This is a genomic window from Actinomyces sp. AC-20-1 (assembly GCF_023369555.1).
Taxonomy (GTDB): Bacteria; Actinomycetota; Actinomycetes; order Actinomycetales; family Actinomycetaceae; genus Actinomyces.
Map to the genome: position 1 here is coordinate 86,890 of NZ_JACJVC010000003.1, position 26,060 is coordinate 112,949.

The following is a 26,060-nucleotide window of genomic DNA, read 5'->3' on the forward strand; positions in this document are numbered from 1 at the left end:
ACCATGACGAACCTGACCACCCTCAGAGCCCTCACCACCACCAGCCGCGAGCGCCGGCCGGTCAAGGCCAAGGTGCGCTACAAGATCACCAACGTGTGGGTCACCCTGCTGCTGTCCATCGGCGCGGTCATCATGGTCGCCCCGCTGCTGTGGATGCTCACCACCTCCCTGAAGGACAAGGAGAGCGTCTTCGCCCTGCCGCCCGAGTGGATCCCGAGCCCCGCGCACTGGGACACCTACCTGCGCATCTGGACCGAGGGCCCGCTGGCCAGCGGCATCAGGAACAGCCTCATCGTCTCCCTGTCGGTGACGGTGGTCGGCTCCCTCGTGTCCGCCCTGGCCGCCTTCGCCTTCGCCAAGATGCGCCTGCCGGGCAAGAGCACGCTCTTCCTGCTGCTGCTGTCGGGGATGATGATCCCCTTCCCGACCCTCATGATCCCGCAGTTCATGATGTTCTCGAGGATCGGCTGGGTCGACACCCTCCTGCCGCTCATCGTGCCGGGCATGTTCGGCAACATCATGATGGTCTTCTTCCTCAGGCAGTACCTGGCCTCGACGCCGGACTCGCTCATCGAGGCCGCCAGGGTCGACGGCGCCTCCTTCCCGCAGATCTTCTTCCGCATGATCCTGCCGCTCATCCGCCCCGCCATCGCCGCGCAGTTCATCCTGTGGTTCATGGGCGTGTGGAACGACTACCTCGCCCCGACGATCTACCTCAACAGCCCTGAGAAGCAGACCCTCCAGCTGGTCATCGCCAACTTCAACTCGAACTACGCGATCCAGTCCGACTACCCCCTCATCATGGCGGCCTCCATCGTGGCCCTGCTGCCGATCTTCGTGATCTTCCTGCTCTTCCAGCGCCAGATCATCGAGTCCGTCGCCCTGACCGGAACGAAGGCATGACCCCGATGACCACCACCGACGCCCACGGCGCCACCGCTCCTGAGGGCACCCAGGCGCCCACCCCCTCCGCCGGCACCCAGCCGGCCTACCTCAGGCCCGGCGCCGCCCGGGTCCTGGCGGACCCCGGGCTCGCCGGGGCACACGACCCGACCGTCATCCGCTCGCGCGAGGGGACCTACTACCTCTTCTCCACCGACACCGCGGTGGCCGGCTCCCCGGGCACCGGCGTGCAGGTGCGCGCCTCCGAGGACCTGCTGAGCTGGCGGTGGGTCGGGCACGCCTTCGACGGCGTGCCCGAGACGGCCCGCCTGTGGTCCGGCGCCGAGGGCGTCTGGGCGCCCGACGTCGTCGAGAGGGACGGGGAGTACCGCATGTACTACTCGGCCTCCAGCTTCGGCTCACGCCGCTCCTGCATCAACCTGGCCACCGCCACGAGCCTCGAGGGGCCATGGACCGACCGCGGGCCCGTCGTGCGCACCCGCGAGGAGGACCCGGTCAACGCCATCGACGCGGCTGTTGTGCGCACGCCCGAGGGGCGCGACCTCATGCTCTACGGCTCCTTCTTCGGGGGCCTGCGCCTGGTCGAGCTGGATGAGCGGGGACTCACCGCCTCGCCGGACGATCTCGGCACCGAGGTCTGCCGGCGCACCACCGCCGAGAACGGTCCCGTCGAGGGCTCCCACATGTGGTTCGACGACGAGAGCGGCCGGTACGTCCTGCTGTGCTCCTTCGACTCCCTGTTCGACACCTACAACATCCGTGCGGCCCGCGCGGAGCGGCCCGAGGGTCCCTTCACCGATCCCCGCGGGCGCCTGCTGGGCTCCGCTGAGGGCAGCACCTCGGACGGGGGGCTCAAGGTCCTGGGCTCACTGGTGACGCCCTCGGGCGGGACCGACCTGGCTCCCGGGCACTCCAACCACCTCCTGACCGAGGAGGGGATGGTGCTGGTGCACCACGTGCGCGACGGCGCCGACCCGAGCCGCCACCGCGCCCAGCTGCGGCGCCTGGCGATGACCGCCTCCGGCTGGCCGGTGGCCAGCCCCGTGGAGTACGACGGCGCCGACCTCCTTGCCGTGGACGGCTCGGACCTCACCGGCACCTGGCAGGTGTGGCGCCTGGACGACACCTCGGCCGCCCCCGTCGCCCCCCGGGCCGAGCCCGTGGCCGAGGTGCGTGCGCTGCCCGTGCCCCCGGGCCACCGCGAGCACCGGGCCCTGCTGTCCGTCGGCGGTGAGCAGGTCGACGCCGTCGTGTGGCGCACCGCCCTGACCACCTCCTTCGCCGGCCTCGGGGAGCACGGCGTCGTCATGGGGGTGCGCGAGAGGTGAGCCCGGCCAGGACAGTCCTCGAGGAGGAGGCCGGGCTGGACCCGGCCGGGTGGGGCGGGACCGTCATGGGGTGGCTGCGCGTGGCCACGCAGATGGTCGCGCTCAACCTCCTGTGGTGGCTCGGCCTCCTCCTCGGGCTCGTCCTGCTCGGGGCCCTGCCCGCCACCGGCGCGGTGCACGAGCTCTCGCGCCGCTCGCGCCGCGACCCCTCGATGCGCCTGTGGCGGGACTTCTGGGCCCTCTACCGCCGCCTGTGGCGCAGGGCCGCCGCCCCCGGGGCCCTGCTCAGCGCCGTGGTGCTGCTCGGGGCCGTCGACCTGGTGGTCCTCCTGCGGGCCCCGGGCGCGATGGCCTACCTCCTGGTGCCGGTGCTCGTCATCTCGGTGCTGGCCGGCCTCGCGCTGTGCTACGCGACGCCCCTGCTGACGGCCGGTGAGGGGCCGGTCCTCGTGCCCGCCGCCGCCCTGGCCGTCGTCTCGCCCCTCACGAGCCTGGCGATGGCGCTCACGGCCGCCGGCACGGCGGTCCTGGCCTGGCGCTGGCCGCTGGTGGGGGTGCTGGTCGGGGCGAGCCTGCCGCTGGCCGCCATGACGCTGCTGGCCCGCGAGCGCCTCCTGCGCACGGGCGCCCTGGGGGTCCGTCAGGCCGGGGAGGCCCGAGTGGTCCAGGAGGCCCAGACGAGCTGATCGGGCCGGCACCACCGGCCCGCCGGCCCGCCGACCCGCTCCTCGCACTGAGCGGCCGAGGTCGCCGGGTGTCGTCGGCCCGCCCGGCTCAGCCCGTGGTCGAGCCGCGCTCGACCAGGCGGAAGGGCGCGACCTCGTGGCGGTAGGGCGCCCGCTCGGCCCCGGCCAGGCGCTCATCGATACGCCCGACGAGCAGCTCGACGGCCCGCTGGGCGATCCAGTGCGGACCCGGGTCGATCGTGGACAGCGAGGGCTGCGTGTACTGGGTGTCCTCGATGTCGTCGAAGCCGATGACGGCCACGTCCTCGGGCACGCGGACGCCCGCCTTGAGCAGCTCGTGCAGGGCGCCGATGGCCATGGCGTCGTTGAGGGCGAAGACGCCGTCGAAGTCGACGCCCTCCTCGATGAGCCTGCGGGTGGCCTCCGCGCCGCTGGCACGGTGCCACAGCCCGGCCTCGCGCACCAGGCGCTCGTCGACCTCGAGGCCCGCCCTGGCGTGGGCCGCACGGTAGCCCGCCTCCCGCAGCCCCGCCGAGCCCACGACCTCACCGGCGTGAGCACCCACGAGCGCGACCCGTCGCCGCCCCATGCCCAGCAGGTGGGCGGTGGCGACCTCCGCGGCCTCCGTGTTGGCCATGGTCACGTGGTCCGCCGGGGCGCCGAAGACGCGCTCGCCCAGCAGCACGAGGGGGTAGTCGACGTGGAACTGGGCGATGTCGTCCTGGCCCAGCTCGAGCGGGCTGAACAGGAGGCCGTCGAACAGGTGCTGGCGCGAGTCGTGCAGCACCCGCGCCTCACGGCCCCTGTCCGAGTTCGTCTGCTCGATGAGGACGGTGCGCCCGTAGCCCTCGGCCGCGGCGATGACGGCGTCGGCCAGCTCGGCGAAGTAGGCGAGCTTGAGCTCGGGGACCGCCAGGCACAGCAGGCCGGTCGATCCTCGCCTGAGGTTACGGGCCGACTGGTTGACCTTGTAGCCCAGCTTCTCGATGGCGTCGACGACCTTGGCACGGGTGCTCTCGCGCACGTAGGGGTAGTCGTTGACCACGTTGGAGACGGTCTTGACCGAGACACCTGCCAGACGGGCGACGTCGTGCATGGTGACGGCCATGTGCTGCTCCTGCGAGGTTGCGTGGGGCCCGGGGCTCATGGGCACCGGGGTACGTGTGTGCCCGGAGCACGTGGGCTCCGGGCACATCCCGTTACTTCTTGTTGCGACGCTGGTGGCGCGTCTTGCGAAGGAGCTTGCGGTGCTTCTTCTTGGACATGCGCTTGCGGCGCTTCTTGATGACAGATCCCATGGGGACTCCTCGTGGTCGTGCGTGCCGGGCGCTCGCGGTGCCGGCGGTGGTGCCGGCGGACCGACGCGGGCGCCGGGCGAGCAGTGGTGGGCGGACGGTGACGAACCGCCGCGTCCACACAGGTGACCGGGCGATTCTAACGGGTATCAGGACCCCGTCGACTCCGTCTCCCCGTGGCCCCAGTCACCCAGTCCGGCGGCGAGGTACTGCTCGACGGCGCGCTCGGGGACGCGGAAGGAGCGACCGACCTGCATGGCGGGCAGGTCACCGGAGTGGACCATGCGGTACACGGTCATCTTCGACACGCGCAGCATGTCGGCGACCTCGGCCACGGTGAGGAACGAGGGGGCGCCCGAAGCGCCGGAGGGGGTGCGCAGACCCGGTGCCATGCGTGTGGTCCCGTCTGAGGAGTACGGACAGTGGGGGCAGCGGCTGGGCGCCGGAGCCCGGTCCGGCCCCGGGCTGGGACCCGGGCCGACCGCGTCACTATAACCCGAGTCCCAGCAGGCGCACAGGTGAAAAGGGGCCCATGGACCCCAGGACTCACGCCGCGCCCCAGCCGCCCCACCCGGCGCGCCCAAGGTGGGCGCCGCCGTCGGACCGCCCCCGCCCGGGGCGCGGGCCCCGACACCGGCCCGTTCAGGGAACAATGGCACCGTGCCCAAGCCCTCCCGCGCGCGCTCACCCCACCCCGAGCACCGCGCCCACGCCACTGCGAGCCCGCGCCCCCTGCGCCCGGGCCCCGAGGAGGACACCGCTCGCGGCGCACGCCTGCGCGCCCTGCTCGAGCGCACGGGACTGCGCTCGCGCGTCGAGCGCGCCGCCCGCTTCGCCCCCGCCCGCCTCGCCGTCGCCGTCTTCACGGGCATCATCGCCGTCGTCACCGCGCTGCTGTGCCTGCCGGTCGCCACCCCCGACGCCCACCCCACCACCCGCTTCGTCGACGCCCTGTTCACCGCGACCAGCGCCGTGTGCGTCACCGGCCTGACCACCGTGGACACCGCCACCGACTGGTCCCCCTTCGGCCAGGCCGTCATCATCGCCGGCGCCTTCGTGGGCGGCCTGGGCATCATGACACTCGCCTCCCTGCTGTCCTTCGCCGTCTCGCGGCACGTGGGCCTGACCCAGCGCATCCTGGCGGCCAGCGAGAACCAGTCCCGTCTGGGCGACGTCGCCTCCCTGCTGCGGGCCGTCATCTACACGGCGGTCGGCGTCGAGGCGGTCCTGGCCCTCGTCCTGCTGCCCCGCTTCCTCACCCTCGGCCAGGACCTGCCCCACGCCCTGTGGTACGCGGTGTTCATGGCGCTGTCGATCTTCAACAACGCCGGCTTCGTCATCATGCCCGAGGGGCTCGAGCCCTACGCGGCCGACTGGTGGATGGGCCTGCCGATCATCCTGGGCACCGCCGTCGGCGCCATCGGCTTCCCCGTCATCCTCGATGTCGTGCGCCACCGCGCCCGGCCGCGCCAGTGGACCCTGCACACCAAGCTCACCCTCACCACCTACACGGCGCTCGCGCTCGTCTCAGCGCTGCTCATCGGCCTCTTCGAGTGGCGCAACCCGGCCTCGCTCGGCGAGCTGCCGCCCCACGGCAGGGTCCTCACCGCGCTGCTGTCCGGCGTCAACGCGCGCTCCTCCGGCCTGGCGACGGTCTCCACCACCTCCATGCACGAGACCACCTGGTTCCTGCAGGACGTGCTCATGTTCATCGGCGGCGGCTCGGCCTCCACCGCCGGAGGCATCAAGGTCTCCACCTTCGCGGTCCTCGTGCTGGCGATCATGGCGGAGGCGCGCGGTGACGAGGACATCGAGGCCTTCGGCCGGCGCATCACGCTGTCCACCGTGCGCGTGAGCGTCGCCGTCGTCTTCATCGGGGCCACGGCCGTGGGGGTGGCGACGCTCCTGCTGCTGCACATCACGAACCTGTCCCTGGACACGATCCTGTTCGAGACCATCTCCGCCTTCGCCACCGTCGGGCTGACCACCGGCATCACCCCGATGCTGCCGGACTCGGGCAAGTACACGATCATCGTCCTCATGTTCGTCGGGCGCGTGGGGACGATGACCCTGGCCTCCGCGCTGGCCCTGCGCGAGAGGCGCCGCGTCATCCGTATGCCCGCCGAGCGCCCGCTCATCGGCTGAGCACCGCCCGGGCCGGCGGGCGACTAACCTGTCGGCAGCACGCGCGGGCCCTGCGGCCCGCGACCCCAGTTCCCCAGGAGCGCTCAATGGCCGCTGTCGACCGCACGGACTCGACCCTCGTCATCGGGCTGGGCCGCTTCGGCTCGGCCGTCGCCGCGACCCTCGACCGCCTGGGCCGCGAGGTCCTCGCCGTCGAGAAGGACCCGGTCCTCGTGCGCCAGTGGACGGGCCGTATCCCCCTGGTCGAGGCCGACGCCACCGACATGGAGGCCCTCGAGCAGCTGGGGGCGACGGAGTTCGGCACGGCGGTGGTGGGCGTCGCCTCCTCCCTGGAGGCCTCCGTCCTCATCGCGGGCAACCTCGTGGACCTGCAGACCCCACAGATCTGGGCCAAGGCGATCTCCCGCGCCCACGGGCGCATCCTGCGCCGGATCGGCGCCCACCACGTCGTCTACCCGGAGTTCGACGCCGGCCAGCGCGCGGCGCACCTGGTCTCAGGCCGCATGCTCGACTACATCGAGATGGAGAAGGGCGGCTTCACCATCGTCAAGATGCGCCCGCCGGCGGAGCTGCACGGCTTCACCATCGGTGAGGCGCGCATCCGCTCGCGCTACGGCGTGACGGTCTTCGGTCTCATGAGCCCCGGCGAGCCCTTCGAGTACGCCTCGCCGGAGACGCTCGTCTCCCCCGAGGACGTCCTCGTCGTCGGCGGCGACGCCACACTCCTGGAGCGCTTCGCCAACCGGGGCTGACTGCCCGCCGGAGGCGCTGCCCAGCACGCCGCCGGGGCCGGCAGGCACGGCCGGCGATCGCGGTCGGCTACCCACACGCCGCCCGCGGACCGGCCGCCCACCGACGGACAACCTGCCCGTCGATGGACAACTTGCGTGCGCCAGGACAACCAGAACGAGGCCAACACGTTGTCCTGCGAGCGACAGGTTGTCCTTGGAGCAATGCGTGGTCCTTGGAGCGACAGGTGGCACGGGGGCCGGGGCAGGGCCTCAGCCCCGCACCGGCCCCCGGACGGGCTCAGCGCACGTACTCGCTCAGCGCACGCGCCCGCTCACAGCACGCCCTTGAAGGAGAAGCGGTGCACGAGGCGCCCGGACGGCAGCTGGTGCTGCTCCTTGGGCCGCGAGCCCCACGAGTCGTCGCCCGCGACACCGCGGCGCATGAGCGCCGGGCGGATGACGGTGCGGTCCGTCAGGGGCAGCTCGAAGTCGTGCGGGGCGTCCTCGACCTCGAAGGGCGTCCACGGCAGCGCGCTCAGCTCGATCTGCCCGCCCTTGGGGGCGCTCACGAGGATCCCGCGCCCGCGCCTGTCCGTCACGCGCGCCCAGCGCACGCCCGTGTGCGAGCCCGACTCCTGGGGGGTGAGGTAGCCAGCCATCTGCTCGACGACCTCACTGGAGTGCACGCCCAGTCGCCCGCCACCACGACGGTCGACGTAGGTCTCCTCGGGACCCTCACCGTAGAAGGTGAGGCGGTCCATCGTGCCCGGCACCTGGATCATCGCGGACAGCTCGGGCAGTGAGGGGACCTCGCCGGCCGGGTCGAGGGTCTGGGTCACCTCGACGGTGCCGTCGCCGAGCACGCGGTAGCGCATCTCGCAGGTGGAGCCGGGCAGGCCGGCCAGCGCGTAGGTGAAGGCGACGGTGACGGACTCCTCGTCCTCCTCGAGCACGGTGGCGGGCCAGTCGTGGCCCTCGACCAGGCGCGGGTAGCGCGAGGCGAGCTGCCAGGCACCCTCCTCGTAGGGGCCGCCGTAGCCGCGCTCGTTGGCCGTGGGGGCGTGCCAGAAGCACGGCAGGACGGGAGCGCGCAGGAGCTCGCGGCCGCCGTCCTGGGTGCGGCCGTAGCGGTAGGAGGTCAGCGCCCCGGTGAGCCCGGAGAACAGGACCTGGAAGGAGTCGCCGTGCACGCCGATGTTGTGGCGCCCGCGCACGAGGACGGGCCGGGCGGCGGGGTCGCCGGCGACGGCGAAGGGGGCCGGCTGCCCGGCCGGGGCCTCGATGGTGAGCACGCCCTGGTCCCAGGCGACCTCCTCGCCCGCCTCGGCCCAGGCGGTGGCCCGGCGCAGGCGGAAGGAGACGGTGAGCGCGTACTCCCCGTCGCTGCCGCCCGTGCCGTCGGGCAGGGCCAGCGGCAGCGGGTAGGTGGCGCTGGCCCCCGGGGCGACGTCCGTCTCGAGGCCCGCCGTCGCCACGACGACGCCCTCGCGCTCGAGGGTGACGACGCAGTCGTAGGCGGCCGAGGAGGTGAACAGGAAGCGGTTGGTCACGGTCAGGCCGTCGCGCGAGACCTCGGTGCGCAGGCCCTGGAAGAGGTGGCGCACCTCCTGGATCTTGGGGGAGGCGGTGTGGTCGGCGTAGAAGATGCCGTTGCCGCAGAAGTCGCCGTCGTGCGGGGACTCGCCGTTGTCGCCGCCGTAGCCCCAGTACTCGCTGCCGTCGGGGGCGGTGAGACCGATCGCCTGGTCGGCGAAGTCCCAGATGAAGCCGCCCTGGAAGAGGGGCTCGCGCTCGGCCAGGTCCATGTACAGGTCGACGGCGCCGAAGGAGTTGCCCATCGTGTGCGCGTACTCGCACAGGATGAAGGGCTTGTCGCGCCTCTCAGCGAGCTGGGCCTCGACCTTGGCGGCCGGCGTGTACATCTGGGAGACGACGTCGGAGGTGTCGGGGCGGCGGTTGTCCCAGCACACGCCCTCGTAGTGGACGGGCCGCGAGTCCTGGGAGCGGAAGAGCGCCGCCATGTCGGCGATGTTGTCACCGCCGTAGGACTCGTTGCCGCAGGACCACATGACGACCGACGGGTGGTTCTTGTCGCGCTCGTACATGTCGCGGGCGCGGTCGACGACGGCGTCGTGCCACTCGGGGTGGTTGCCGGGCAGGGCCGGCTCGGGGTCCTGGCCGAAGCGGGCGAGGGTGTCCCAGGTGCCGTGCGTCTCCAGGTTGGCCTCGTCGATGACGTAGAGGCCGTACTCGTCCGCCAGCTCGTACAGGAAGGAGTTGTTGGGGTAGTGGCTCGTGCGGATGGCGTTGACGTTGGCGCGGCGCAGGGCGATGAGGTCGAGCTCGGTGCGCTCACGGGTCATGACGCGGCCCTGCTCACCGAACTCGTGCCGGTTGACGCCCTTGAAGACGATGCGCTGGCCGTTGATCTTGAGCACGCCGTCCTCGATGCCGAAGCGGCGGATGCCCACGCGCTGGGGGACGACCTCGGTGACAGCGCCGTCGGCGTCGAGCACCTCGATGTCCAGGTCGTAGAGGTGGGGGTCCTCCCCGCTCCACAGGTGGGGGTCGGTGACGGTGACGCGGGCGACGCCGTCGTCGCCGGTGACGAGGGGGCCGACGCCGTCGAGGACGGCGCGCACGCTGCCGGGGCCCTCGAGCCTGGTGCGCAGGCTGACCTCGGCGGTGGTCAGGTCCTCGCTCAGGCGCACGCCCACGCGCAGGTCGGCCAGGTGGGTGGCGGGCAGGCGGCGCAGGTAGACGGAGCGGAACAGTCCGGAGAAGCGGTAGAAGTCCTGGTCCTCGAGCCAGGAGCCGGAGCACCACTTGTACACGCGCAGGGCCAGGCGGTTGGCGCCCGCGCGCACGTGGGCGGTGAGGTCGAACTCACTGGGGGTGAAGGAGCCCTCGGCGTAGCCGACGTAGGCGCCGTTGACCCACACGACGACGGCGGACTCCGCGCCCTCCAGGCGCAGGACGAGCCTCTCCCCCGCGTCCAGCTCCTGCGGCAGGGTGAAGGTGCGCACGTAGGAGGCGGTGGGGTTGTAGTCGGTGGGGACCTGGCCGGGCTCGACCTGCTCGTGCCCGTCCCAGGGGTACTGCACATTGGCGTACTGGGGCTTGTCGTAGCCGTGGAGCTGGAGGTGCGCGGGGACGGGCACGTCGTCCCACTGGCTCACGTCGTGGGCGGGGTCCTCGAAGCCCTCGACGGCGAGCGAGGGGTTCTTGGCGTAGTGGAGCTTCCACACGCCGTCGAGGCACACCTGGAAGGAGGAGCGGCCGCTGGCGGCCTCGGCCGCGCTGGCGTACCACAGGTGGTCCGAGTGCGCCTCGAGGCGGTTGTCGGCGAAGAAGGTCGGGTCCGCGAGGCGGTTGAGGTCTGTGCTCACGTGGTTCACTTGACTGATCCCATGATTCCGTTGGCGAAGGAGCGCTGCAGGGCGAGGAAGACCACCATCGCGGGCAGCGACGCGATGAGGACGGCGAGCATGAGGACGCCGTAGTCGGTGACGTAGCCACCGGCGAGGTTGGACACGAGCATCGGCATCGTCTGGAACTTGACGTCGACGAGGATGATCTTGGGCCACATGAAGTTGTTCCAGGCGTTCATGAAGGTGACGACGGCGGCGGCCGCGTAGGTCGAGCGCATGGTGGGCACGTACATGCGCGCGAAGATGGCGATCTCGCTCAGGCCGTCGAGGCGGGCGGCCTCGATGATCTCGTGCGGGAAGGACCGCGAGGCCTGCCGGAACAGCAGGATGAGGAAGGGCGTGGAGATGGTTGGCAGGATGACGGCCCACAGGGAGTTGACGAGCCCGACCTTCCCGAAGAGCTGGAACAGCGGGATCATCGTGGCGGCGAAGGGGATCATCATCGCCAGCAGCAGGATGCCCATGACGGTGTCCTTGCCGCGCGAGTGGTAGATCTCGAAGCCGTAGCCGGCGACGGAGCACACGAGGAGGGCGAGCAGGGTCGTCAGCAGGGCGATGGCGGCGGAGTAGCCCAGGGCCGGGTAGAGGTTCGACAGCTCCTGGAGCCGGTTGAAGTTGGCCAGCAGGTTGCTGCCCGGGGTCATCTTGGAGGCGAGGACCTGGTTGGAGGTGTTGGTCGCCGAGACCACCATGAAGTACAGGGGGAAGACCGAGATGAGCGAGACGACCGTGAGGAACAGGTAGGCGGGGACCTGGCGGAGTGTGGACTTACGCATCGCGCTTGTCACCGACCTTCATCTGGATGAGCGCGAGGACCGCGACGAGGGCGAGGATGACGTAGGACAGGGCCGAGGCGTAGCCGAAGTTCGGGCTCTTGAGGAAGGAGAGCTCGTACAGGTAGTGCGACATCGTCATCGAGGTGTAGGCGGGGCCGCCGCGGGTGAGGTTCCAGGACTCGTCGAAGAGCTGGAGGGTGCCGTTGGTGGACATGATGGCCGTCAGCAGGATCATCGGCTTGAGCTGGGGCACGGTCACGTGCCAGAAGGTCTGCCAGGCGTTGGCGCCGTCGATGCGGGCGGCCTCGATGGTGGAGGGGTCGATGTTCTGCAGGCCGGCGAGGTAGAAGACCATGTTGTAGCCGGTCCAGCGCCACAGCAGGCCCAGGATGATGACCATGCGGGCGGTCATCGTGTTGCCGAGCCAGTTGACGGGGCTGTCGATGAGTCCCAGGCCCATGAGCATGTCGTTGACGAAGCCGTCGTTGGTGAACAGCGTGCGGAAGACCAGCGAGTAGGACACCAGGGACACCGCGCAGGGCAGGAAGATGGCGGTGCGGAACAGGCCCTTGAGCTTGAGGTTGGGGTTGTTGAGCAGGACGGAGAGCACCAGGGCGGTGCCGAGCATGAGGGGCACCTGGATGATGAGGTAGACGAAGGTGGTCCTCAGCGTCATGATGAAGATCTCGTCGTTGAGCAGGCGCTCGTAGTTCAGCCACAGGGGCTCGGCGTAGTGCAGGCGCGTGCCCCGGCCGGTCTGCAGGGACAGCAGGAGGGCCTGGAGCATGGGCCAGAAGCTCATGATGGTGATGAGCCCGGCGGCGGGGATGATGAAGACCCATCCGGTGAGGTTGCGGCGCCTCTCCGACCTCGTGGGCCGTGTCCTGGGCACGGGGGTCCGGCCTTTCTTCTTGAGCCCGACGGCGGGGCTCGCGGCTGCTGTCGCCATTGACAATCCTGACAATCCGTTTCGTCGTTCGTGGTCCTGCGGCAGGTGCTGCCCGCCGGGGCGCCCGGGTGCGGTCAGGGGCGGCGCTGCCCCTGACCGCACCCGGGCACGTGGGGTCAGCCCATGGCGAACTCGGTGGTGTCCGAGGCGTCCTTGAGCGCGGAGGCGGGGTCCGCCCCGCCCACGATCTGGGTGATCGCGGCGGAGACCGCGTCGCGGCCCTCGTAGTAGTAGACGCCCGTGTTGACCGAGGGCACCTTGCTGGAGAAGGAGACGACGTCGGCGTAGACGGCCTGGCCACCGTAGAACTCGACGGGCTCGTTGTAGACGTCGGACTCTCCGGCGGGCAGCCAGTTCGCGACCGCGCCCGAGGAGGGCAGGATCGTGTCGTAGAGCTCGGTGGAGCCGGCGAAGGTCGCCTTGAGGAAGTCCGCAGCGAGCTCGGCGTTGGCGTTGGAGGAGATGACCCACGAGGAGCCGCCGTTGGCGGTGTAGTTCGTGGCGCCCGGGACGTCGTCGACGGCCGGGACGTTGGTGACGGCCCACTTGCCGGACTGCTCGGTGGCGGTCTGGATGGAGCCGGAGATCCACACGCCCTGGATGGTGCCGACGACCTGCTCACCGGTGAAGGAGCCGATGTACTCGTCCCAGGAGTTGACCTCGACGAGGACGCCCTCGTCGACGAGCTGCTTGTAGATCCCGACGGCCTTGAGCAGGACGTCGTTGTCGGCGATGTGGACGGAGCCGTCGTCGTTGAACAGGGAGGATCCGGCCGACTGGATCATCATCATGATGAGGTCGGAGGCGCCGGCCTGGCTGGAGAGCATCGGCTTGCCGGTCTTGGCCTTGACGTCCTTGCCGATCTCGATGAAGCGGGACCAGCTGATGTCGGTGAGGTCGCCGATGGTGTAGCCGGCCTGGTCGAGGACATCGGTGCGCCAGGCGCCGATGGCCGTGCCCGCGTCGAACGGCAGGCCGTACTGGACGCCGTCGTAGTTGAAGTAGTTGGTGACGGACTCGGGGAACTCGGAGAAGTCGATGCCGGAGTCGGAGAAGTCGCCGAAGATGTCAGGGAAGTTCTCGATGTTCTTCTGGCCGGCCATGTTCTGCATGAGGAAGATGTCCGGCAACTGGTCGAAGTCCTGGGACTGGGCGAGGGTGGTGAGCTTCTGCTGGACGTCGTCCCAGACCATCTCGGTGATCTCGAGCGTGAAGTCCGGGTGGTCCTTCTTGTAGACCTTCTCAGCCTCCTGCATCGCGTAGATGTTGAAGGCGGGGTCCCAGCACCACACCTTGAGGGTGTTGCCATCGCCGGAGCCACCGGAGCCGCCTGAGCTGGAGCCGCCGCAGGCAGCCAGGGTGGCGGCGCCCGCGAGGGCGAGGCTGCCGATGAGGGCGGAGCGACGGGTAAGAAGACGGGACATGGAATCTCCTCCTTGAGATCTGCGGCCGCCTCGGGGAACCAGCGGTGTCGCTGCGGCTGGCGGCCGTGGCCCGCTCGGGGTGAGGGGCCATGGTGCGGATGCCTGCGCAACCGCCGATGGTTGCGCAAACATCGTGACCGGCGTAAAACTTGCCACACAGCCCCGGAGGTGTCAACCGTCACAGTGCCGTGTCGGTGCGGCGCCTCACGGCCCCGCTGCCGCCCCAGGCTCCCCCCGGTTCCCTCCCCCGCCCTCGACCCAGGAACGCTCCTCATGTCCACCCCCCGACGTCACCGAGTCTCCATGGCCGACGTCGCCGCTGCCGCAGGCGTCTCGGCCCAGACCGTCTCGCGCGTGTCCAACCACCACCCCGGCGTCACCGAACCCACCCGCCAGCGCGTCCTGGCGGCGATGAAGGATCTCGGCTACCGGCCCAACGCGGCCGCCCGCGCCCTCAAGAGCGGGTCCTTCCGCACCATCGGCGTCGTCATGTTCGACGTCGTGTCCACCGGCAACAACTCCGTCCTCGCCGCCGTCAACGACGCCGTCTCCGAACGGGGGTTCACGACGGCGCTGCTCACGCCCCGCTCACGCACCAGGGCCTGCCTGTCCAGCGCCTTCGAGCGCCTGGACGAGCTGAGCGTCGACGGCGCGGTCCTCATGCTGGAGGTCTCCCCCGACGACCCCGGCTTCACCGTGCCCGACTACGACAACCTCGTCATCGTCGACTCCACGCTCGGCGGCAGCCGGGCCGTCGTCGACACCGACCAGGAGGGCGGTGCCCACAGCGCCGTCGAGCACCTGCTGGACCTGGGCCACGCCACCGTCCACCACGTCACCGGCCCCGCCTCCTCCTACTCGGCCCAGCGGCGCTGCGCGGCCTGGCGGGCGGCCCTGACCGAGGCGGGCAGACCCGTCCCGCAGGAGGTGCGGGGGGACTGGACGCCCGCCTCGGGCTACGCGGCGGGCCGCGAGCTGCTGAGGGACCCCTCGTGCACCGCCGTGTTCTGCGCCAACGACGAGATGGCGGTGGGGCTCCTGCGGGCGGCCGCCGAGGCGGGGCGGCGCGTGCCCGAGGAGCTGTCCGTCGTCGGCTTCGATGACATCCCGCTCGTGACCTACCTGCCGGTGCCGCTCACGACGGTCCACCAGGACTTCGCCGAGATGGGGCGGGTGGCCGTGGACCGGCTCATGCGCATCATCGCCACCGGCGAGGCCGATCCCGGCGCCCGGCTGGTGGGCACCCGGCTCGTCAGGCGGGCCTCCACGGCCCCGCCCGTTGGGCCCTGACCCCTCATATCAGGGCCCGGCGTGAACACTCAGTCCTCAGCAGGGCGGTGAGGCGGACGCAGAGCCTCGACGACGGCGCTCAGCCGAGGCTGACCGTGCCGGCCCCGTCCTCCCGCCCGACGGCGAAGGCCACCCGCCGCTCGCGGCCACAGACGGCGCCGCCCAGTCGGTACTCCCCCGGCAGGGCCGAGACCTCGAGGCGGCCCCCGGCGTCGGTGCGCGCCGTCGTCGGGGCCACCCACCACTGGCCCTTGACCAGGTCGCGCAGCGCCGCGAAGGAGGGCTTCGGCGAGCCGTCGGCGCGCACGAGGCCGACGGGCGCCCCCAGCCAGGAGCCGTTGTCCGTGTAGCCCCAGCAGGTGATGGCCTCCACGGCCGGGTAGGACAGCAGGGTCGTGTAGTGGCGCACCATCTCCTCGGCCTGGCGGGCCTCGCCCTCGGGCGTGGAGGGCCACTCGGGGACCTGGTAGTCGTTGAGGTCGACGACCTCGGGCGGCATGAGGTGGCCGGACACGAGCGTGGACTCGGTCAGGTGCAGGGGCAGGTCGAAGCGGCTGAAGCGCTCGAGGACCTCGAGCGTGCGGTCCTCGCCCCAGTAGCCCTGGTGCATGTGCGACTGCAGGCCCAGGGCGTCGATGCGGATGCCGACCTCGAGACAGTCCTCGATGAGACGCTCGTAGCGCTGGCTCATGTTGAAGTCGTTGAGCAGGAGGAAGACGTCCGGGTTGGCCTCGCGGGCGGTCTCGAAGGCCAGGCGGACCATTCCCACACGTCCGAGCCTGCGGGCCAGCGGGGTGATGGCGTTGTCCTCGGCGGTGAGCTCCGGCATGATGACGACCTCGTTGATGGCGTCGAACATGTCCACGGTGCCGCGGAAGTCCGTGACCTCACGGGTGATCCTCGCGCGCAGGACGCGCTCGACCTCGGCCGGGTCGCGGCCAAGCAGCCAGGAGGGGGCGACGGTGTGCCAGGCCAGGGGGTGGCCCTTGACCTCGGCGCCGTGGGCGCGCACCCACTGGGCGGCGCGCCGCATCCGCTCGGTGAGCGGCCGGCCCTCCACGGGCTCGAAGGAGCCCCAGTAGAAGGGCAGGGTCGCGAAGCTGAACAGGTCGAAGAAGCCGTCGGCGAGCCCGGCGGCCAGCGCCGGGTCGGCTCCTCCGAACAGCGAGCCGGTGTTGTCCGTCTCCTCGTTGGCGAGGGCGACGAAGTCGAAGGCGATGTTGCCGAAGGCGTGGCGGGTCTGCTCGACGGTGACCTCGGTGTCCGCCAGGGGCAGGCCGTCGGGGCCGGTGACGGTGAGGACCTGCGTCCGGGCGCGGTGGGCGAGGGCGGTGGGCAGGTCGAGGGCGATGCGGTTCATGGGTGTCCTTGTCGTTGGGAGTGCTCAGAGGACAGGGGACGCGGCCCACACCTGCCTCGACGTGCGGACCTCACGGCCGGTGCGGACCGACTCCTCGACGACCAGGGCCAGGTAGTGGTCCTGGCAGGCCTGCGCGAGCGGGTAGGGCTCGGGCCCCTCCCCCCGCGCCCACGCGCCCGCGGCGCGCAGGAAGGAGGCGACGGCGAGGTCGTCCTCGGACAGGCGGCTACCGGGGCAGGGGTTGCGGTAGACGACGTGCCCGTCGAAGGAGACGGAGGCCAGCTCGTTGCCCTCGAGGTTCATGTCGACCCCCAGACGCCGGTAGCTCAGGGGGGAGGAGATGACGCCCTCGTCGCTCAGGCGCACGACGTCGTCGTCGACGATCTCCCCGCGCTCGCCGCGCACGAGGACCCGGCGGCTGAGCAGGGGGTTCCACCACTGGTTGTCGGTGAAGAGGTACAGGCCGCTGCGCCCGTCACCGAAGTCGAGGGTGGCGATGGTCGTCGCGGTCGGCTCCGGGGCGTTGCCGCGCCGCCAGCCGTCGAAGGACAGGGGGTTGACGAGCGGGGCCGTGAGGCGGCGGGCGTGGACGACCGCCTCGTCCATCCCCACCCCCAGGAAGGTCCTCATGATGGACATCGCGTGGTACATGTGGGTGGAGGCGACCTCGACGAAGGTCGGGCGCCCGATGACGCCGCGGTCCACCACCGCCTTGCGGCTGGCGTGGCCGGGCATGAGCATGTACTGCTCCGCGACCTGGACGAGACCGCTGGCGCCGGCGTCGGACCACAGGGAGCGCAGTCCCTCCAGGTCCGGTGCGGGCGGGGTCTCGGCGAGGACCCTGACGCCACGTCCGACGAGCTCGCGCACGACCTGCGGCATCGACTCCCAGGAGACGCAGGCGATGACGAGCTCGGGGCCCGTCTCCAGCAGGGCGTCCAGGGTGGGGACGAGCGTGACGCCGTGGTGGGCGCGGAGCCGGGCGCGGGCGGCCTCGGAGCGGGCCAGGACCGCGGTGCACTGGAAGGAGTCGGGGACGGCGGCGGCGAGTCGGAGGAGGAACTCGGAGCGCCAGCCGGCGCCGATGACGGCGAGGCGGAGGGGCGGGTGGGTCATGGTGTGGGCGGCTTTCGTGGAGTGCGGTGGGTACCTGTCACCGACGATGGAGCGGGTCGTGGAGGGCGACAGCGCCCAGGCGGTGTCGCAGCGGTCCTGCGCCCGGGCAATGGCCCCCGGGCGCAGGACCGCTCTCAACACGGGCGCGCGCGGCTCAACGCGCACCCGGCGCACCGCGCGTCACCAGACGCGGGTGCGGGACTCCCCTGCGGCGAGACCCGCCAGCGGGCCGGCCGGGTAGGCCGTCGCGTGCTCCTTGGCACGGCCCACCAGGTCGGTGTCGGCGTGGAGCTCGGTGCCGTCCGGGTTCTCGAAGGCCTGGTCCGGGTACCAGGCGCGGCCGAGCTCACGGCCGGAGACCGGCCTGAGGGCGGCATCGGCGAAGGCCTGCGGCAGGCTGGCGACGAGGTAGAGGGCGTCGCCGTCGCGCTCGAGGCTCGCCCGGGCCTCGCCGAGGTGGACGGGACGGGTCTCCTCGGCGTAGGCGGGGGCGCCGTTGCCGTAGGCGTTGAGGCGGATCTCGACGGGCAGGGCCACGCCCTCGAAGCGCTCGTGGTCCCCCTTGCTGGGGTCGTTGACCTGGGTGAGGTAGGCCTCGACGCCGTGCGGGTGGCCGTTGAACAGGTCCGTGCCGTTGGAGATCCTGCGGTGCGCGGGCGGGTTGACGAAGGCGTCCTGCCCCACGGTGGACAGGAAGATGTTGCCGATGTAGCGGTCGTCGCCCCCGCGGATGGCCGCGTAGCCGGCGGGCTGCGTCGAGTGCGGCAGGTGGTAGGGGGTGGGGCGCTCGATGATCGGCTGGTTGGCCACGACGCCGAGCACGAGGTTGGAGACGTAGGCACCGCCCTGGGAGTGGCCCTCGAGGGAGACGTCAGAGGCGAGGATGTTGTGGTCGACGAGGTAGGGGCCGTGGGAGACCTCGATGAACAGGTCGCGGGCGTTGGCGTGCATGACGTTGCGGCTCACACGCGTGCCCTGGGCCTGCCAGTCCAGCCAGATCCCCAGGGTGCAGTCCTCGATGAGGTTGTGCTCAATGACGGTGTCGATGGCGCCGTGCAGCTTGATACCAGCGATCTCGTAGCCGTAGAACTCGTGCTTGGTGGCGATGTGGTGGATGTGGTTGCCCTCGATCGTGGAGAACACGCACCCCAGGTGCCCGACGACGGCGTTCTGACCGCAGTCGTGGATGTGGTTGCGCCGCACGACGTGCGAGCCGATGAGGTCCTTGTCCCATCCGATGCGGAAAGCGGAGTAGACGGCCTCGAGCTGGTACTGGTAGCCGGGCTTGTCCAGACGCTCAGCCGCCCAGTTGTGGCCCGAGGAGTTCTCCTTGCCCAACGACACCGCCGAGCACTTGGCGTCATGGATGTCGCAGTCCTCGATGACCCACCCCTTGGCCCAGTTGGGCCCCACGAGCCCGGGCTGGTCCGCCGTCGGAGGAGCCCACGGCGTAGCCGCCTGGCACAGCTCCAGACCCCGCACAGTGATGTAGTTGATGTGGTGGACCTCGGGGTAGAGCACCGAGCGGCGCACATTGACCTCCACCAGCTCGGTGCGAGGATCCGCGCCCTGGAAGTTCGCCCAGACCGTCGTCTCAACATCACCCACCTCGGCGTACCAGACGTAGACGGTCTGGTCGGGACGACGGACCTTCTCCGCGACACCGGTCCAGCGGTCGTGCTCCTCGGTGCGGCGCCCGGGGGCGTCGACGGCCTCGCGGCTGGTGACCTCGTAGAAGGACATGCCGTTGAGGTAGACCTCGCCCAGGTGCTTGCGCGGCGCGCTGCGCTCGCCGTAGACGGTCCAGTCGCCCTCGACCTCGATGGCGAAGGGGTTCCACGAGCCGAACAGGCTGTTGGGCACCACAGCCCGCCAGGTGGTCCCACCCACGTTCTCCCAACCGGTGACGCGCTCAGCACCGGTGATGACGGGGCGCGCCTCACCCGGCGCCCCCTCGAAGACGATACGACGGTCATCAGAGCGCCCCGTGCGCACAGGCCTGACCCACTCGCGGTAGGTGCCCTCATGGATCCGCACCGTGTCACCAGGATGAGCAGCCTCCACCGCCCGGTTGATCGTACGGAAAGGCGCCTCAGCACTACCGGGAGCCACATCCGAGCCAGAAGGGGACACATGGAAGACAGACATCATCGTCGCTTTCGTCGAGGTGCGTGCCGAGCGGGGTCACACGTGGCAGGGGCTCGCGCCGCACGGTGCGGGCAGGACGCCGCCGGTGGCGTCCGGCACGACCCTAACATTTGCCTTACTGCAAAACAATCCCGTTGACGGACGGGCTCCTCCAGACCCACCCACGCACGCTCCCCGCACACGCTGAGCCCTGAGCCCTCACGCTGACGCCTGACCGGAGGTGTCAGGACTCGACGCGAGAGCTCAGGGCTCAGCGGAAACAGGTGTGCGGGCGACCGGGCTCAGGCGGCGGAGCCGGCCCGCTTCTTGTTGACCAGGTCGAAGGCGACCGCACCGAGCACCACGAGGCCCTTGATGGCCTGCTGGTAGTCGATGCCGACGCCCATGAGCGACATGCCGTTGTTCATCACCGCCATGACCAGGCCGCCGATCATCGCGCCGACGACCGTGCCGATACCACCGGTGACGGCCGCGCCGCCGATGAAGCAGGCCGCGATGGCGTCGAGCTCGAAGCCGTTACCGGCCTTCGGGCCGGCGACGTTGAGGCGCGAGGTGAAGATGATGCCCGCGATCGAGGCGAGGAAGGAGCAGTTGACGAAGACGAGGAAGCGGACCCACTTGACCTTGACGCCGGACAGGGCCGCCGCCTCCCGGTTGCCACCGATGGCGTAGACCTGGCGGCCCCAGACCGTGCGGTTGGAGATGAAGGAGTACAGGACGATGAGCACGCCCAGGATGAGCAGCACGAAGGGCGTGCCCTTGTAGGTGGCCAGCAGCCAGGCGAAGGCCATGCCGGCGCCGCAGACACCGACGATCTTGACGACCCACACGCCCATCGGCACGACGGCCACCTCGTTGGCGATGGAGCGCCGGCGGGCGCGCAGGTCGCGCAGGACGAACAGGGCGAGCAGGGCCGCGGCGAGCACGAGGGTGAACAGGTCGTAGCCGTATCCGCCCAGGAGCCCGTTGAGGAAGCCCGAGGCGATGGAGCGGAAGCCGTCCGGGAAGGGGGAGATCTGCAGGTTGTTGAGGACGATCATCGTCAGGCCGCGGAAGATGAGCATGCCCGCCAGGGTGACGATGAAGGCCGGGATGCCGACGAAGGCGATCCAGAACCCGTGCCAGACGCCCACGAGGATGCCGACGGTGAGGCCGGCGGCGACCCCCACGGGCCAGGGCAGGCCCCAGCTGACCGTGACGACGCCCGCGACCGCTCCCGTCAGGGCGACGACGGAGCCGACCGACAGGTCGATGTCCGCCATGAGGATGGCGAAGAGCATGCCGATCGCCATGACGAGGATGTAGGCGTTCTGCGTGATGATGTTGGAGACGTTCTGGGGGGACAGTGACTGCCCTCCGGTCAGCACCGCGAACAGGGCGATGATCGCGACCAGGGCGACGGCGAGCCCTCCTGAGCGCAGGTTGGCGCTGAGCCTGTTGCGCAGCGACGTGGACGAGGTGGACATCAGCTTTCCTTCTCCTGGGTCATGTAGCGCATGAGGACCTCCTGGTCCGCCTCCTCGCGGGGCACGTCAGCGGTGACGCGCCCGGCGGAGAGGGTGTAGATGCGGTCGCAGATACCGAGCAGCTCAGGCAGCTCCGAGGAGATGACGAGCACGGCCTTCCCGGCGTCGGCGAGCTGGTTGATGATGGTGTAGATCTCGTACTTGGCGCCGACGTCGATGCCTCGGGTCGGCTCGTCGAGGATGAGGACGTCGGGCTCGGTGGTGACCCACTTGCCCAGGACGACCTTCTGCTGGTTGCCGCCGGACAGGCCGCCGACGCGCGACTCGATGGAGGGCGCCTTGACCTTCATGTCGCGGCAGGCCTCGGCGCTTGCCTGGCGCTCCTTGTGCAGGTCCAGCACGCCGCGGCTCGAGTAGCGTCCGGGCGAGGCGGAGACGACGTTGTGGTTGATCGTCCCGATGAGGTTGAGGCCGTAGCGCTTGCGGTCCTCCGAGACGTAGGCCAGGCCGTGCTCGATGGCGGAGGCGACCGTGGGCACCGAGATCTCCTGGCCGTCCTTGAGGATCCGGCCGCTGATGTCGCGCCCGTAGGAGCGGCCGAAGACGCTCATGGCGAGCTCGGTGCGTCCGGCGCCCATGAGGCCGGCCAGCCCGACGACCTCGCCGTGGCGCAGCGTGAGGCAGGCGCCGTCGACGACCTTGCGGCTGGCGTCGTTGGGGTGGTGGACGGTCCAGTCCTCGATGCGCAGGGCCTCGTCGCCGATGGTGGACACGTGCTCCGGGTAGCGGTTGTCGAGGCTGCGGCCCACCATGTGGCGGATGATCTCCGCCTCGTCGACGCCGCCCTCGCGGTGCATGTCGAGGGTGGTGATGGTGTGCCCGTCGCGGATGATGGTGGTGGAGTCGGCGATCTCGCGGATCTCGTTGAGCTTGTGGGAGATCACGATGCAGGTGATCCCGCGCTCCTGCAGGCGGCGCATGAGGTCGAGCAGGTGCTGGGAGTCCTCGTCGTTGAGCGCTGCGGTGGGCTCGTCGAGGATGAGGAGCTTGGCGTCCTTGACGAGCGCCTTGGCGATCTCCACGAGCTGCTGCTTGCCGACGCCGATGTCGCGGATGCGGGTCGAGGGGTCCTCGTCGAGGCCGACCTCGCGCATCATCTTCTGGGCGCGGGACTTGGTCTCGTGCCAGTCGATGATCCCGCGCCGGGCGCACTCGTTGCCCAGGAAGATGTTCTCGGCGATGGACAGGTAGGGGCTCAGGGCGAGCTCCTGGTGGATGATCGCGATGCCCTTGGCCTCGGAGCTCTTGATGTCCGAGAAGGTGCACTCCTCGCCGTCGAAGAAGATCTGGCCCTCGTAGGTGCCGTGCGGGTGCACTCCGGAGAGCACCTTCATGAGGGTGGACTTGCCGGCGCCGTTCTCGCCGCAGATGGCGTGGATCTCCCCGCGCGCCACCGAGAAGCTGACGTCGTCGAGGGCGAGGACGCCGGGGAAGCGCTTGGTGATCCCTCGCATCTCAAGGATGGTGTCTGTCTCCATCGTCTCTCCTGTCATGCGGACGGGCTGGCTCCGCTGCCGGAGCCAGCCCGTCCACTGCTCACTTGAGCTCGTCGGCGGTGTAGTAGCCGGAGACGACGAGGACGGAGTCGACGTCGTCCTTGGTGACGATCTCAGCCGAGAGCAGGTACGACGGGACGACCTTGACGCCGTTGTCGTAGGTCTCGGTGTCGTTGACCTCGGGCTCCTCGCCCTTGAGGACCGCCACGGCCATCTGGACGGCGGCGTCCGCGAGCTTGCGGGTGTCCTTGAAGATCGTGGAGTACTGCTCGTCGTGGAGGATGGAGATGATCGAGGGCTTCTCGGCGTCCTGGCCGGTGACGACCGGGTAGGGCAGGGAGCCCGTGCCGTAGCCGGCGCCCTTGAGGGCGCCGAGGATGCCGATGGAGATGCCGTCGTAGGGGCTCAGGACGCCGTCGACACGCGAGCCGTCGGTGTAGGTGGAGGTGATGAGGTTGTCCATGCGGGTCTGGGCGGTGGCGCCGTCCCAGCGCAGGATGGCGACGGTGTCGAAGTCGGTCTGGCCGGACTTGACGTTGAGGACGCCCTTGTCGATGTAGGGCTGGAGCTTCTCCATGGCGCCGTTGAAGAAGAAGGGGGCGTTGTTGTCGTCCGGGGAGCCGCCGAAGAGCTCGATGTTGAAGGGGCCGGTGACGCCGGTGTCCTTGCCGTCCTTGTCGATGATGCCCATGCCGGTGAGCAGCGAGGTGCCCATCTGGCCGCCGACGACGAAGTTGTCGAAGGAGGTGTAGTAGGAGACGTTCTCGTTGTCGCGGATGAGGCGGTCGTAGGAGATGACCGGGATGCCGGCCTCGCCGGCGGCGTCGAGCTGGTTGGACAGGGCGGTGCCATCGATCGGGGCGATGATGAGCAGGTTGACGCCCTGCGTGATCATGTTGTCGATCTGGTTGGTCTGGGTGGGGATGTCGTCCTCGGCGAACTGGAGGTCCACCTGGTAGCCGAGCCCCTCGAGCTGCTTCTTGACGTTCTCGCCGTCCTTGATCCAGCGCTCGGAGGACTTGGTCGGCATGGCGACACCGATCTTGATCTCGGAGGCCTCGAGGTTGGAGGTGTCGTTGGAGGCGCCGCCACCGGCACCGGAGCCGCCGCAGGCGGCGAGGGTGGCGGCGCCTGCGAGGGCGAGGGAGCCCGCGAGGACGGAGCGGCGGGTGAGCATGCGGGACATGAGGGGATCTCCTCCTTGAGATGGGGTGGAGCCGCGTGCGCACCTGCGCGCTCGTGCTCCTGAACAGGTGCAGTCTTAACGTTCACAGACAGGCTGTCAAATCATCTGGATTGACTTTTCCCGCAACATACCGCCATTTAATCGAATGGTATATTCACTGGTCTAGATATTTTAGGACGCCCGGAATGTGATCGTTCACATCATGGACGCGGGAGACTCCCCCACCAGGTCCCGTGCCTCACACGGAGGAGCGCCGCACCTTGAGCGTCGGCGAGACCGAGTGCCGCGTCCCCGGCTCGCCCTCGAAGGCGCTCAGCAGCACCTCCATGCACAGGCGCCCCAGCTCCTCGAAGGGCTGGCTCACCGTCGTCAGCGCCGGGGCGAAGAACTCCGAGCCCGCCGTGTCGTCATAGCCGACGACGGCCAGGTCCTGCGGCACGCGCACCCCCTGGTCGCGGGCCGCCGCCAGCAGCCCCAGTGCCATGAGGTCGTTCGAGCAGAACACGGCGTCCGGGGCCTCCTGCGGCCCCGCCGACGCTATCTGCAGGCACAGGGCCGTGCCCGCCTCGTAGCCCGACTCGGCGGTCCAGTCCCCCGACAGGCGGCCTGCCGGGCACAGCCCCGAGTCCTCCAGGGCGCTGCGCCAGCCCCGCTCACGCGCCTGGGCGTCGAACCAGTCGTCCGGACCCGCCACGTAGGCGATCCGACGGCGCCCGGCACCGATGAGGTGGCGCACGACCATCCGGGCGCCGAGCTCCTGGTCCACAGAGACGACGTGGATGCGCCCCTGCGGCTCGAAACCGTCCGCCACGACCACCATCGGCACGCTCTGCGCCGCCAGCGTCGCCGAGGTCGCGATCCCGGTCCTCGGGGCCACCGAGATGATGCCGTCCACCCCCCGGTTGACGAGGAAGCCGAAGGCCTCCGCGATCTCCCCCTCGTCACTCGTGCGCAGGGACGTCACCAGGGTCCCGTAGCCCACGCCCCGGGCCGCAACCTCGATGGCGCTCGCCGTCGAGGCCGGCCCGAAGAACTCCGAGGAGGCCGTCACCACGCCGATGAGGCGCGAGGAGGAGGTCACCAGCGCCCGGGCCGCCATGTTGCGGCGGTAGCCCAGCTCCTCGATGGCCCTGAGGACCTTGTCGCGCGTCGCCGGACGCACCCCCTCAGGGGAGTTGAGGACGCGCGAGACCGTCTGGTGGGACACGCCCGCCAGGCGGGCGACGTCCACCATGCCGGGCCTGCGCCCCCTGTCCTCACTCATCGCGGCCGACCTCCCGGCGCCCGGCAGGCGTCAGGCCTCCTCGGACAGGCGGTAGACGAACTCGTGGGACTCGCCGACGGCGAGGGTGAGCAGGTCCTCGCCCGTGTTGAAGGCGTTGGGCGGGCAGGTCATGGGCTCGACGGCGACGCCCGTGCGTCCCAGCTTGTCGGCGGAGTAGAGCTGGCACCACGGCACGTCGGAGGTGATGACGGCGCTGCGTCCGGCCTCGCCGCCGGTCAGGCGCACCGACCACTGTCCCTCGGGCAGGCCGGTGTAGGCGTTGTCGGTCTGCGTCGCGCCCACGAGGCGGCCGTCGCGCCAGTCCCAGTCCGTGCCCGCGACCTCACGGGTGCCGGCGGGTGCCATCGTGTCCGGATCGACGTCGAGCACGAGGGCGGCGGGCACCTCGAGCACGCACTCGTCCAGGGGGACGGAGCGGGTGAGGTAGGGGTGGCAGGACACGCCGTAAGGGGCCGGGGCACTGACGCCGTCGAGCACCGGCGCGCCGGTGGTGGCGCGGGTGGAGACGGCGGCGCCCACGTTGGTCGTCGTCGTCGTCACCGTCAGGCCGCTGGCGGCGTCGAGGTGGAAGCGCACCGAGACCTCCAGGGCCCACGGGTAGGCGTAGGAGGCGGGCAGGGCCAGCTCGAGCACCACCTCGCTGAGATCCCCCTCCTCCGGGGTGTCGGAGGCGACGGCGAAGTCCGACCAGCCGACCAGGCCGTGCAGGGCGGAGCCGGTCTCCGGCTCGTTGCAGGGCACCGGGTAGGCCTGGCCGCAGTAGGTGTAGACGGAGCCCTTGATGCGGTTGGGCCAGGGCACGAGGGTGCGTCCCTGCCAGCCCTCTGGCATGGCGGAGGCGGCGTCGAAGGGGACGACGACGTCGCGCCCCTCGTGGCGCAGGTGGACGAGGGTGGCGCCCTGGGTGGCGACCCGGGCCTCGTAGGCTCCGGCTCGCAGGTCGACGAGCTCTCCGTTGATCATGATCGGCCTCTCGGACGTGTGG

The 26,060-nt window shown here is 70.4% G+C and carries 21 protein-coding genes; 6 read left to right on the forward strand and 15 right to left on the reverse strand.

Translation table 11 applies throughout. The annotated features are described in order from the left end of the window. The first annotated feature begins 3 nt into the window (after positions 1-3). The 3 genes from H6X67_RS02970 to H6X67_RS02980 are packed head-to-tail and all read left to right on the forward strand — an operon-like array spanning position 4 to position 2,917. Entirely contained in the window at positions 4-903 is a 900-nt protein-coding gene (locus H6X67_RS02970) for a carbohydrate ABC transporter permease (RefSeq protein WP_249369502.1), read from the forward strand. A gap of 5 nt (positions 904-908) precedes the next feature. Beyond that, the gene (locus H6X67_RS02975) at positions 909-2,231 is read left to right on the forward strand and encodes an arabinan endo-1,5-alpha-L-arabinosidase (protein ID WP_249369500.1); all 1,323 of its coding nucleotides are present in this window, start codon (positions 909-911) and stop codon (positions 2,229-2,231) included. Beyond that, positions 2,228-2,917: a DUF624 domain-containing protein gene (locus H6X67_RS02980; RefSeq protein ID WP_249369498.1), complete on the forward strand. Its 690-nt coding sequence runs from the start codon at positions 2,228-2,230 to the stop codon at positions 2,915-2,917. The genes H6X67_RS02975 and H6X67_RS02980 overlap by 4 nt, the downstream gene beginning before the upstream one ends. Before the next feature lie 88 nt (positions 2,918-3,005). On the opposite strand, the gene H6X67_RS02985 is transcribed toward H6X67_RS02980, so the two are convergent. The 3 genes from H6X67_RS02985 to H6X67_RS02995 form a co-directional block, all read right to left on the reverse strand. Continuing rightward, positions 3,006-4,025, reverse strand: coding sequence for a LacI family DNA-binding transcriptional regulator (locus H6X67_RS02985; RefSeq protein ID WP_249375559.1), 1,020 nt, complete (start codon positions 4,023-4,025; stop codon positions 3,006-3,008). A 91-nt stretch (positions 4,026-4,116) separates the two neighbouring features. After that, a complete protein-coding gene (locus H6X67_RS02990) occupies positions 4,117-4,215 on the reverse strand; it encodes a 30S ribosomal protein bS22 (protein WP_005504750.1) in 99 nt (32 codons plus the stop codon). 146 nt (positions 4,216-4,361) lie between these two features. Continuing rightward, positions 4,362-4,604 (reverse strand): helix-turn-helix domain-containing protein, encoded by a 243-nt coding sequence (locus H6X67_RS02995; protein WP_249369494.1) that lies wholly within the window; start codon positions 4,602-4,604, stop codon positions 4,362-4,364. A gap of 193 nt (positions 4,605-4,797) precedes the next feature. Here H6X67_RS02995 and H6X67_RS03000 point away from each other — a divergent pair, with 193 nt between their 5' ends. Together H6X67_RS03000 and H6X67_RS03005 are read left to right on the forward strand one after the other, a co-directional pair. Further along, positions 4,798-6,357 carry a TrkH family potassium uptake protein gene (locus H6X67_RS03000; protein WP_502797301.1) on the forward strand — a complete coding sequence of 520 codons (1,560 nt, stop codon included), beginning with the start codon at positions 4,798-4,800 and terminating at the stop codon, positions 6,355-6,357. A gap of 86 nt (positions 6,358-6,443) precedes the next feature. Further along, positions 6,444-7,109 (forward strand): potassium channel family protein, encoded by a 666-nt coding sequence (locus tag H6X67_RS03005; RefSeq protein ID WP_249367428.1) that lies wholly within the window; start codon positions 6,444-6,446, stop codon positions 7,107-7,109. 311 nt (positions 7,110-7,420) lie between these two features. On the opposite strand, the gene lacZ is transcribed toward H6X67_RS03005, so the two are convergent. From lacZ to H6X67_RS03025, 4 genes are all read right to left on the reverse strand, one after another. Beyond that, positions 7,421-10,477 carry a beta-galactosidase, LacZ type gene (gene lacZ, locus H6X67_RS03010; RefSeq protein ID WP_249367429.1) on the reverse strand — a complete coding sequence of 1,019 codons (3,057 nt, stop codon included), beginning with the start codon at positions 10,475-10,477 and terminating at the stop codon, positions 7,421-7,423. A 5-nt stretch (positions 10,478-10,482) separates the two neighbouring features. Continuing rightward, positions 10,483-11,295: a carbohydrate ABC transporter permease gene (locus H6X67_RS03015; protein ID WP_249367430.1), complete on the reverse strand. Its 813-nt coding sequence runs from the start codon at positions 11,293-11,295 to the stop codon at positions 10,483-10,485. Then, complete coding sequence (locus H6X67_RS03020; RefSeq protein ID WP_249367431.1) at positions 11,288-12,244, reverse strand: carbohydrate ABC transporter permease; 957 nt, start codon at positions 12,242-12,244, stop codon at positions 11,288-11,290. Before H6X67_RS03020 ends, H6X67_RS03015 begins: the two co-directional genes overlap by 8 nt. A gap of 116 nt (positions 12,245-12,360) precedes the next feature. Beyond that, a complete protein-coding gene (locus H6X67_RS03025) occupies positions 12,361-13,668 on the reverse strand; it encodes an ABC transporter substrate-binding protein (RefSeq protein WP_249367432.1) in 1,308 nt (435 codons plus the stop codon). Positions 13,669-13,941: 273 nt separating this feature from the next. On the opposite strand from H6X67_RS03025, the gene H6X67_RS03030 reads away from it, so the two are divergent. Continuing rightward, a complete protein-coding gene (locus H6X67_RS03030; RefSeq protein WP_249377032.1) occupies positions 13,942-14,958 on the forward strand; it encodes a LacI family DNA-binding transcriptional regulator in 1,017 nt (338 codons plus the stop codon). 79 nt (positions 14,959-15,037) lie between these two features. On the opposite strand, the gene H6X67_RS03035 is transcribed toward H6X67_RS03030, so the two are convergent. The 8 genes from H6X67_RS03035 to H6X67_RS03070 all read right to left on the reverse strand — a co-directional run bounded on the left by H6X67_RS03035 (position 15,038) and on the right by H6X67_RS03070 (position 26,038). Continuing rightward, entirely contained in the window at positions 15,038-16,318 is a 1,281-nt protein-coding gene (locus H6X67_RS03035) for an endo-1,4-beta-xylanase (RefSeq protein WP_249367434.1), read from the reverse strand. A gap of 24 nt (positions 16,319-16,342) precedes the next feature. Further along, complete coding sequence (locus H6X67_RS03040; RefSeq protein WP_249367435.1) at positions 16,343-17,434, reverse strand: Gfo/Idh/MocA family protein; 1,092 nt, start codon at positions 17,432-17,434, stop codon at positions 16,343-16,345. Positions 17,435-17,614: 180 nt separating this feature from the next. Beyond that, a complete protein-coding gene (locus H6X67_RS03045) occupies positions 17,615-19,585 on the reverse strand; it encodes a right-handed parallel beta-helix repeat-containing protein (RefSeq protein WP_306468434.1) in 1,971 nt (656 codons plus the stop codon). A 278-nt stretch (positions 19,586-19,863) separates the two neighbouring features. Next, positions 19,864-21,048 carry a multiple monosaccharide ABC transporter permease gene (gene mmsB, locus H6X67_RS03050; RefSeq protein ID WP_249367437.1) on the reverse strand — a complete coding sequence of 395 codons (1,185 nt, stop codon included), beginning with the start codon at positions 21,046-21,048 and terminating at the stop codon, positions 19,864-19,866. After that, positions 21,048-22,586, reverse strand: coding sequence for a multiple monosaccharide ABC transporter ATP-binding protein (gene mmsA / locus H6X67_RS03055; protein WP_249367438.1), 1,539 nt, complete (start codon positions 22,584-22,586; stop codon positions 21,048-21,050). Before mmsA ends, mmsB begins: the two co-directional genes overlap by 1 nt. Before the next feature lie 58 nt (positions 22,587-22,644). Beyond that, the gene (gene chvE, locus H6X67_RS03060) at positions 22,645-23,790 is read right to left on the reverse strand and encodes a multiple monosaccharide ABC transporter substrate-binding protein (protein WP_283251298.1); all 1,146 of its coding nucleotides are present in this window, start codon (positions 23,788-23,790) and stop codon (positions 22,645-22,647) included. A gap of 238 nt (positions 23,791-24,028) precedes the next feature. Then, the gene (locus H6X67_RS03065; protein ID WP_249367439.1) at positions 24,029-25,054 is read right to left on the reverse strand and encodes a LacI family DNA-binding transcriptional regulator; all 1,026 of its coding nucleotides are present in this window, start codon (positions 25,052-25,054) and stop codon (positions 24,029-24,031) included. A gap of 30 nt (positions 25,055-25,084) precedes the next feature. Next, positions 25,085-26,038, reverse strand: coding sequence for an aldose epimerase family protein (locus tag H6X67_RS03070; protein WP_249367440.1), 954 nt, complete (start codon positions 26,036-26,038; stop codon positions 25,085-25,087). Between the last annotated feature and the right edge of the window lie 22 nt (positions 26,039-26,060).